Origin of the sequence: Actinoalloteichus spitiensis RMV-1378 (assembly GCF_000239155.1) — a bacterium.
In the GTDB taxonomy this organism is placed as follows: domain Bacteria; phylum Actinomycetota; class Actinomycetes; order Mycobacteriales; family Pseudonocardiaceae; genus Actinoalloteichus_B; species Actinoalloteichus_B spitiensis.
The window spans coordinates 1-8,047 of record NZ_AGVX02000221.1 but is presented as its reverse complement, the minus strand read 5'-3'; the positions used below and the strand labels follow the sequence as shown (position 1 = coordinate 8,047).

The 8,047-nt window shown below is 71.6% G+C and carries 8 protein-coding genes; 2 read left to right on the top strand and 6 right to left on the bottom strand.

Annotation, left to right across the window (positions count from 1 at the left end; all coding sequences use genetic code 11):
• Nucleotides 1-181 precede the first annotated feature (181 nt).
• The gene (locus ACTIDRAF_RS28365; protein ID WP_245533502.1) at nt 182-1,360 is read left to right on the top strand and encodes an MFS transporter; all 1,179 of its coding nucleotides are present in this window, start codon (nt 182-184) and stop codon (nt 1,358-1,360) included.
• Between the two features lie 166 nt (nt 1,361-1,526).
• On the opposite strand, the gene ACTIDRAF_RS0211235 is transcribed toward ACTIDRAF_RS28365, so the two are convergent.
• Nucleotides 1,527-1,952, bottom strand: a complete 426-nt coding sequence (locus tag ACTIDRAF_RS0211235) for an SSI family serine proteinase inhibitor (RefSeq protein WP_016698838.1) — start codon at nt 1,950-1,952, stop codon at nt 1,527-1,529.
• Between the two features lie 220 nt (nt 1,953-2,172).
• Entirely contained in the window at nt 2,173-3,126 is a 954-nt protein-coding gene (locus ACTIDRAF_RS0211230) for an SGNH/GDSL hydrolase family protein (protein ID WP_016698837.1), read from the bottom strand.
• Between the two features lie 152 nt (nt 3,127-3,278).
• Here ACTIDRAF_RS0211230 and ACTIDRAF_RS0211225 point away from each other — a divergent pair, with 152 nt between their 5' ends.
• On the top strand, nt 3,279-4,493 hold the full coding sequence (locus ACTIDRAF_RS0211225) for an acetyl-CoA C-acetyltransferase (protein ID WP_016698836.1): 1,215 nt from the start codon (nt 3,279-3,281) through the stop codon (nt 4,491-4,493).
• A gap of 282 nt (nt 4,494-4,775) precedes the next feature.
• Here the strand turns inward: ACTIDRAF_RS0211225 and cutA are convergent, their stop codons facing one another.
• From cutA to ACTIDRAF_RS28355, 4 genes are all read right to left on the bottom strand, one after another.
• Nucleotides 4,776-5,162, bottom strand: coding sequence for a divalent-cation tolerance protein CutA (gene cutA, locus ACTIDRAF_RS0211220; RefSeq protein ID WP_016698835.1), 387 nt, complete (start codon nt 5,160-5,162; stop codon nt 4,776-4,778).
• A gap of 157 nt (nt 5,163-5,319) precedes the next feature.
• A complete protein-coding gene (locus ACTIDRAF_RS28360) occupies nt 5,320-5,652 on the bottom strand; it encodes a hypothetical protein (protein ID WP_016698834.1) in 333 nt (110 codons plus the stop codon).
• Between the two features lie 285 nt (nt 5,653-5,937).
• Nucleotides 5,938-6,216: a hypothetical protein gene (locus tag ACTIDRAF_RS0211210; RefSeq protein WP_016698833.1), complete on the bottom strand. Its 279-nt coding sequence runs from the start codon at nt 6,214-6,216 to the stop codon at nt 5,938-5,940.
• Nucleotides 6,217-6,502: 286 nt separating this feature from the next.
• Nucleotides 6,503-8,047, bottom strand: a 1,545-nt coding sequence (locus ACTIDRAF_RS28355) for a hypothetical protein (RefSeq protein WP_039786845.1), incomplete at its 5' end; no start/stop codon positions are given.

Sequence of the window (8,047 nt, the reverse complement as noted above, 5' to 3'; positions counted from 1 at the left end):
GACCGGTCGCCCGCGGCCCGCCGTCGTCCCCGCGACGCCGGTTGGTGTGCGGCATCGCACGGGTGAGACGAACGTATCGCCGGTCACACGGGCGCGACTAGAAGCGAAGTAACCCATTCGCGGGGCGCTCGCACCACCCGGACCAGCCGAACGGACGAGCAGAGGGGTTACCGTCAGGCACGTGAGCACCAGGGAAACGCGCAGCGAGGTACCGACCGGCCAGGCCAGGGGCGTGTGGAGCCGGCAGATGATGTTGCTGCTGGCGACGACGTTCGGTGTCTTCTCCGGCTTCTACCTCCTGCTCTCGGTGGTGCCCCAGTTCGCCGCGGCCAACGGGGCGGCCGAGGCGCTCGCTGGCGCGACGACCGGCGTCTACATGTTCGCCACGGTCGGGTTGCAGGTCTTCATGCCCCGCCTGCTCGCCCGGTTCGGGTACCGGACGTTGGTGGTGACGGGAGCCGTGCTGCTGGGAGCGCCGGCGCTGCTGCTGATCGCGTCCTCCCGCATCGACGTGGTCCTCGCCGTCTCCGCCGTGCGCGGCCTCGGTTTCGGCATCGTGACCGTCGCCTGCGCCGCCCTGGTCGCGGAGCTGGTGCCACCGCGGCTGCGGGGCAAGGGCTCAGGCCTCTACGGTGGCGCCGTCGGTCTGGCGGGACTCGGTGCGTTGCCGCTGGGTGTCTGGATGGCCGAGCACCTCGGCTACGAGACGGTGTTCCTGACGGCAGGGCTGGTGCCGCTCGTCTCGCTGTTCGCCGCGGTCGGGCTGAGCGCGCCCCGCCCGGAGCGGGACCGGGAGGCGGGTGGCCTGCTCAGGGCCTTCCGAACCGGCGGGCTGCGCCGCCCGTTCCTGGTGCTCACGGTGTCCGCCGTGGCCTCGGGGACCGTGGTGACCTTCCTCCCCCTGGCGGTCACGGGTGCCGGGGCCGTGCTCGTACCCGCCGCGCTGCTGGCCCAGCAGGCCTTCGCCACCGGGGGCCGCTGGGCGGCCGGGCTTCTCGGGGACCGCTTCGGCAACGGGCGGCTGTTGGTCCCCGCCGTGGTGTCCGCAGGAACGGGTGTCGGGGCCGTCGTCCTCGGGGATCAGCCGCTCGTGCTCCTCACCGGCATGATCCTCTTCGGGCTCGGGTTCGGTGTCGTGCAGAACGCCACCCTGGTGATCATGTTCCAGCGGGTCGAACGGCGGAACTACGGGCTGGCCAGCACCCAGTGGAACATCGGCTTCGACGCGGGTACCGGCCTCGGCGCGGTCGCCATCGGCTTGGTCGTCCAGCAGGCCGGCTACGGCGCCGGGTTCACGGTGGTCGCCCTGCTCGTACTCGCCGTGCTGCCGGCGGCCTGGCCGGACCGGGCCGCCCGCTGAGCACCCGGGTCGGGGGCGAGGACTGCTGGCGCGGCGGAAGGGACGGCGGGTGAACAGCCAGGGCCCGTCCGCGCAGCGCGGGGGTGGGTCCGGTCCTGGGGCCGAGGACAGCGGGCACGAGCGCGCCGGCCGACGGGGTGTTCGACCGGCGGGCTCGTGGCTCGGCTCAGAACTGGAAGAGGGCGCCGGTGCCGGCCGCCATCGTGCAGCGGTTCGACCACTCGGTCTCGTAGGTGACCGGCACGCCCGCCACCGTGCCCCGCGCGGAGACGACGACCGGCTGGTAGATCATCGTGCACAGGGCGTTGCCGTCGCCGCGGATCGCCTCCAGGTCACCGCCGGAGTTCCGCAGGTCGGCGCAGGCCGCCTCCGCGTTGGGGTGGTCGCCGCCGTCGGGGTCGCAGGTGAGCAGGACGGTCCTGCCCAGCGGGGACTCGTCGGCCTTCGCCGGGGTGACCGGGCGTACGTTCAGGGTCAGCACGGTCGAGGCCGGCTGCGAGGCCGCCGGCTCGCTGCCAGCGGCGGGAACCGCGCCGCCGAGAAGGGCGCTGCCCGCGAGGAACGAGCTGACGACCAGGTGGTGCAGAGCCATGTCGGTAGTCCTCCGTGTGTGGTGAGGGCGTTGTCGTGCCCGCCAGTGGATGACGGCGGGTTCTGTGCCGGCGGGGGCAAATCGGGTCTACCTGTTCGCCGATCCGACCGCGAGGCAACCACGGAGTAACTACTCGTTCGGGTTTAACTCATTCGGGTATTCGGGCGCAGCGTGACGGTAGCCGGCGTGAACGCATGCGGCTACCGCCACCGCGACCGGTTCAGCCCAGCATGGGAACGGTGGCTCGGTCGGTGGCCCGAGCGGACAGTTCCGCCTCGATCATGTCGGCGACGGCCGCCATTCCGAGTTCGTTGGGGTGGACGGGGAAGGCCGGACTCGTGGGAAGGACCCCCTCCACCCACTTGACCCCCTTCGGCTGGCACCAGTCGTGGCCCTGCGAGGCGCTGTAGGTGTCGACGTAGGCCGCACCTGCCCGGTCCGCTGCCGTCGCGAGCATGGCGTTCAGGGCCTGGTGCACGCCGTCGAGGAAGGCCGTGTCACCCCGCGCGATCGGTACCCGGGGGAAGCAGCCCTCGGTGCTGGGCACGATCGTCTGGTACCCGACGACCAGCACCGTCGCCAGCGGCGATCGCCGGGTGATCTCGGCGAGCGCCCGGTCGATCAGCGGTGCCGTGGCCTCGATGCGTTCCGCCAGCTCGTTCCCGCCGTCGCGGGTGTAGTGGCGCTCGCACGGGTTCCCGTTGGGGGCGGTGACGCTCCGCGCCGCGCAGGTCAGCACGATGTCACTGAAACCGATGTCGTTGCCGCCGATCTGCAGGGTGACCAGGTCGGTGTCCGGCCGCAGGGCGTCGAGTTGGGGAGCGTTGCGTCCAGCGAGGACGGACTGCGGCTCGTGGAGGTCCACCGTGGTCGCTCCGCTGCAACTGGCGTCGGTGAAGGAGTCCACCGCGAGCGATGCCCGGAGCACCGACGGGTAGTTCCGGGTGGACCGGAAACAACCGAGCGGATCGAGTCGGGGGAAGGGGATCAAGGGGCCGGCGGTGAAGGAATCGCCGAGTGCGACGTAATGGCGGTGGGAACGCTCGTCCTGAAGGGATTCCGCCGGTTCGCCTACGGCGGCCGGGGTGAGGAGAAGGCAGGAGACCAGAACGGAGAGTGCGACTGCGAACGGGGTTCGAGCTCCGCGCGGCGGTGAGCGGAAGAAACGGGTCATCGCGACTTCCTTGCCTGGAAGGAGGAATGTCCTTGTGATCGTGACCGCCGGGTGTGGGGGTGTCAACGATCAGCCCGGACGCTCGCCCGAGATGGCTACTGGGCGGTAGCTTGTGGAGGCCAGGGAGCGTCCAGGGAGCGGAGGCGGTGACGATGACGGCCGAGGCGTTCGTCTACGAGGCGGTGCGGACCCCGCGCGGTCGGGGCAGGAGGACGGGGGCCCTGCACGGGGTTTCCCCGGTCGAGTTGGTGGTGGGACTCGTCGACGAGCTGCGCCGCCGGGCACCTGGCCTGGACCCCGCGTTGGTCGAGGACCTGGTGCTCGGGGTGGTGACTCCGGTGGGGGACCAGGGTGGCGACATCGCCAAGACCGCCGCGCTGCTCGCCGGCCTCCCCGAGACCACCGCGGGGGTCCAGCTGAACCGCTTCTGCGCCTCCGGCCTGGAGGCGGTGAACGTCGCCGCCCAGAAGGTCCGCTCCGGCTGGGAGAAGCTGGTGCTGGCCGGCGGGGTGGAGTCGATGTCCCGGGTCCCGCTCGGCTCCGATGGCGGTCCGTGGGCCAACGATCCCGAGACGATGCGGCGTACGGCGTTCGTGCCGCAGGGCATCGGCGCGGACCTCATCGCCACGATCGAGGGTTTCGACCGTGCCACCGTCGACGGGTACGCCGTCGAGTCGCAGCGGCGCGCCGCCGCCGCACGGGCCGGGGGGTGGTTCGACCGCTCGCTCGTTCCGGTGCTGGACCGCGACGGCCGGGTCCTGCTCGACAGGGACGAGCACCCCCGCGAGGGGACCACGGTGGAGGCGTTGGGAGAACTGTCCCCCGCCTTCGCCGAGGTGGGGCGCGACGGCGGTTTCGACGAGGTCGCCCTGCGACGTTACGACACGCTGTCCGAGGTCCGCCACGTGCACACGGCCGGGAACTCCTCGGGCATCGTCGACGGGGCGGCGCTCGTCCTGGTCGGGGACGAGGAGGCGGGCGAGCGGATCGGTCTGCGGCCGAGAGCGCGGATCCTCGCCGCCGGGGTCAGCGGAGCGGACCCCACGATCATGCTGACCGGCCCCGGCCCCGCCGTCGACCGGGCGCTGGACCGCGCGGGGCTCACGATCTCCGACATCGACCTGGTGGAGATCAACGAGGCCTTCGCCGCGGTGCCCCTGAAGTTCATGAGGGACTACGGTCTCTCCCCGGATCGGGTGAACGTGGTGGGAGGCGCGATCGCGCTGGGCCACCCGTTGGGCGCGACCGGGGCGATGCTCCTGGGCACGGTCCTCGACGAACTGGAGCGCCGGCGCCTGCGGTACGGGCTCGTCACGCTGTGCGCGGGCGGAGGGATGGGGATCGCCACCGTGGTCGAACGGATCTGAACCAGCCGGCGCACCCGCTGGTGCGCGGCCGCGCCAGTGCCGGGCGCTCGAGGGCGGCAGTCGACGCTCCGGGACGACCGCCCGGGAGCGGGCGCGGTGGCGGCGTGGGGCCCTGGGCCGAGGCCGGGGGCGTGGCCGTCCAGGAGCGGCGCGCCAGTGGATCCGAGCCGACGGCCTGGTCGGACCACGCCGGACTTCCGAGGAGAGGTCGACCGTCCGGTGGTGCCGCCGTCAGCGCCGGGGCGCGCCAGGGGGTGGTCGGCACCGGCGCGGGGCTCCGGGTCAGAGGTCCTCGGGGGCGGCCTGCGCGCTCACCCAGTTGAGGTAGTCCTCGTTGCCGCCGATGATCGGGGTCGCCACCACCTCGGGAACCTCCCGGTCGTGGATCGCCTCGATGTGGTCGGTGAGATCGGTCAACCGGGACATCACGGTCTTCACGACGCACTGCCACTCCTGGGTGACCTGGATCAGACCCGCCCAGCGGTACACGCTGCTGATCGGACCCACCACCTGCGCGCTCGCGCCGAGCCCGGTCTCCACGATGTCCCTGGCAAGCCTGAGGGCGGTGTCCTCGGAGTCGGTGGTGGTGGTCACCTGGCAGTACGCGGAGGGCAGGGCCGGCTCGTTCGGCACCGCCGCCCCCGGCTGCAGTGGTTCGGGAATCGACACGCGCTGCTCCGTTCGGGTGGACGCGAACTGTCAGTGCCTCATGGTGCGGCTCCCCCGCAGACCCGGCAATCCGCACCACCCGGGCGTGGACGCGCGGAAGGGCGCCGGTCCGAGTGGACCGACGCCCTTCCGGGTGTCCTGCCGTCGGCAGTGCCGATCAGAAGCCGGCGTGGTGCGAGCCGTGCCCGCCGTGCGGGGTGCCCTTGCCCTTGTGGCCTTCGTGCTCGACCTCGATCTCGACCTTGTTGTGGTCGAGGATCGGGGCGTTGGTGCAGTCGCTGAGCTGGGGGGACGCGATCGGCACGATCACGCCGATCACCGCGGCCACGTTGTTGCCGCACAGCTGCACCGGCACGGCGCTGATGTTGTTGTCGTTGATCAGGTTGATGCCGTCGTTGTCCGCGGAGTCCGCGAACGCGGTGGCACCCAGCGTCATGACGCCGAGGGCGGCACCGGCGAGACCGCCGGCGAGACGAGCGGAGGTGCGCATTGGTGGGCCTTTCGATCTGGTGAAACGTGCTTGGTGTCGGCAGTCGCCGCCGGAGTGGGCGAGAGCCGGGAGTTCCCGGTGCGCGGCCGGCCGTGTGTTGGCGGTCGGCCGCGCACGACGGGAGTTGCTTTGGGGTGGCGGCAGCGTTTCTTTCGTCGGAAGCGCAGTAACGGTGACGCGCATTTCCGGCGGAAAGCTCCCACCGGGGGCCTTACGGAAGACGGCGTTGTCGGTCAGCCGGTTGACTCAGCTGGCCCGGGGCGTCTCGCCTCGGCCGGGGGTTTGTCACTTGCCGTGCTCGATCTCGATCTCGACCTTGTTGTGGTCGAGGATCGGGGCGTTGGTGCAGTCGCTGAACTGCGGGGAGACCAGCGGGACGATGACGCCGATCACGGCGGCGATGTTGTTTCCGCAGGCCTGGATCGGCACGGCGCTGATGTTGTTGTCGTTGACGGCGTTGATGCCGTCGTTGCCCGCGGCGTCCGCGAACGCGGGGGCGCTGAAGGCGAGAGCACCGAGCGTTGCCGCCGCGGTGGCGCCTGCAATACGAGTCGAGGTACGCACTGGTGTGCCTTCCTTCAGGAATTACGTGTGTGTGTCTGGCAGCGTCTCTGGGGAGGGCTCCCGCTGAGGCGCTGGGGGGATTCTGCCCCAACTCCGACCGGTTATTCATCCCCGTACGGCAGAATTGTGGGTTCTGTACCTGAAAGAGTGAATCTTGGTATTTTTCCCACGCTGGCGTTCCGTGTGGAAGATGGTTCGGAAAATGCGTGCTCAGGAATGTTGTGAGGGCAGCGCCAACCGGGCGAGGAGCCTATTCGCTCCTCGCCCGGTCGTTTCCGTGCGCGATTCAGTCGAGAGGCAGCGTCCCCGTCATCGGGGCGAAACCGGCCGCGTGCGACAGGACGTTCTGGGCGGTACCGAGCACCCCCGAGGACTCGTTCTGCTGCGTGTCCGCCGCGCCGGGCAGGATCTGCGGCCGCTCGGCGGGCGCGGTCGGGGTCTGCGGTTCCTCGTCCCGGCTGGGCGCCGCCTGGAGCTGCTCGGCTGGCGCGGGCAGGATCTGCGGGGTGCCGTCAGCCTGCTCGGACAGGAGGGGCAGCGTGCCGTCGGGCAGCAGTCGCTCCGTCGTCGCGGTCTCCCCCACGGGGAGGTGGGGGGCGAACTCCGGAACGTCGACCCCGGAGAGCAGCCGACCGGAGGCCGCGGTGCCGTTCTCCACCACGGTGTGCGGGATTTCGGCCACCTGCTGGCTACCGGCGCCAGCCGGGGACTGACCGGGCAACCCGGGCAGTCCGAGGTCGGGCAACCGCAGATCCGGCAGGATGCGGGCGTTCGCGTCGCCGCCGGCCTGGGCCGCGCCGTCGCCGTCGCCCTCCTGGCCCGGCAGCAGGTCCAGCACCCCGGAGAGGTTGTCGGACAGCGTGGTGACGGTGCTGGTCATGGGTGTGGACGGCGCGCCGACCTCTCCCGGCGTCTGCTCCTGGCGTGGCGCCGAGGTCAGCTCGGCGAGGCCGTTCTGCGGCACGTCGAACCGGTCGGTGCCCGGAAGCCGGTCGACGAGGCCCCTCGCGGCGGGAGTGGCTCCACGCACGTGTTCGCCGGCCGAGTCCGCTGCTCCGCGCAGCGCTCCGGCCGTCTCCCCCACGGTCCCGACCGCGTCCAGCTCGGCCAGGTTCCGCCGGGCCTGACCGGCGGTCTCGCCCAGGCCGGAGGCGGTGTCGCGCAGTGCCTCGCCGCCGCCGGAGACGACCCGGTCGGCGGTGTGGCCGACCACCGGCAGCTCCCGGACCGGTGGGGCGGCGAGGAGCCGGTTGACCTGGAGCTGTTGGGTGGACTGTCCCACCTGTTGGGTGACCGGGTTCAGGTCCAACTCGGGGGCGAGGTTGTAGCCCTCCACCGCGGTCACCTCGACCGCCGTGTCCACAGCGGAGAACCCGGAGTGCACCTCGGGGCGCTCCCACACGTGGGCGTGGACCAGCTTCTCGGACGTCGTGTCCTCCAGCATCCCGATGTTCTGGGGGGTGACGCCCACCTCGATGTCGGGCCTGGTGCGGGTGAGTTCGGAGAGCCCGTGGAGCTGCTCGCCGACCGCTGTGGTGAACGCCGAGGTGGCCCCCGGTTCGAGCGGGGACTGGGGGGACTGGGTGTCGCGCGCGATGCCGTGCGCGATCGCCTCGACGGCCTCGCCCGGCGCGGTGAGGACGTTGGGCATGCTGAGCTTGGCCTCGGTGTCGAGGCAGGGGACGACCTCGGTGCCGAAGGGGTGGTAGACGAGCGGGCCGCACGTGTTCAGCGGCACCTCCACGCCGAGCTCCTTGGGGACGTAGGGGAGGTCCGCGTTCCCGTCGGTGTGCTCGGCCGCGGCGGCGGCTCCGGTGCCGGCGCCCGCCGC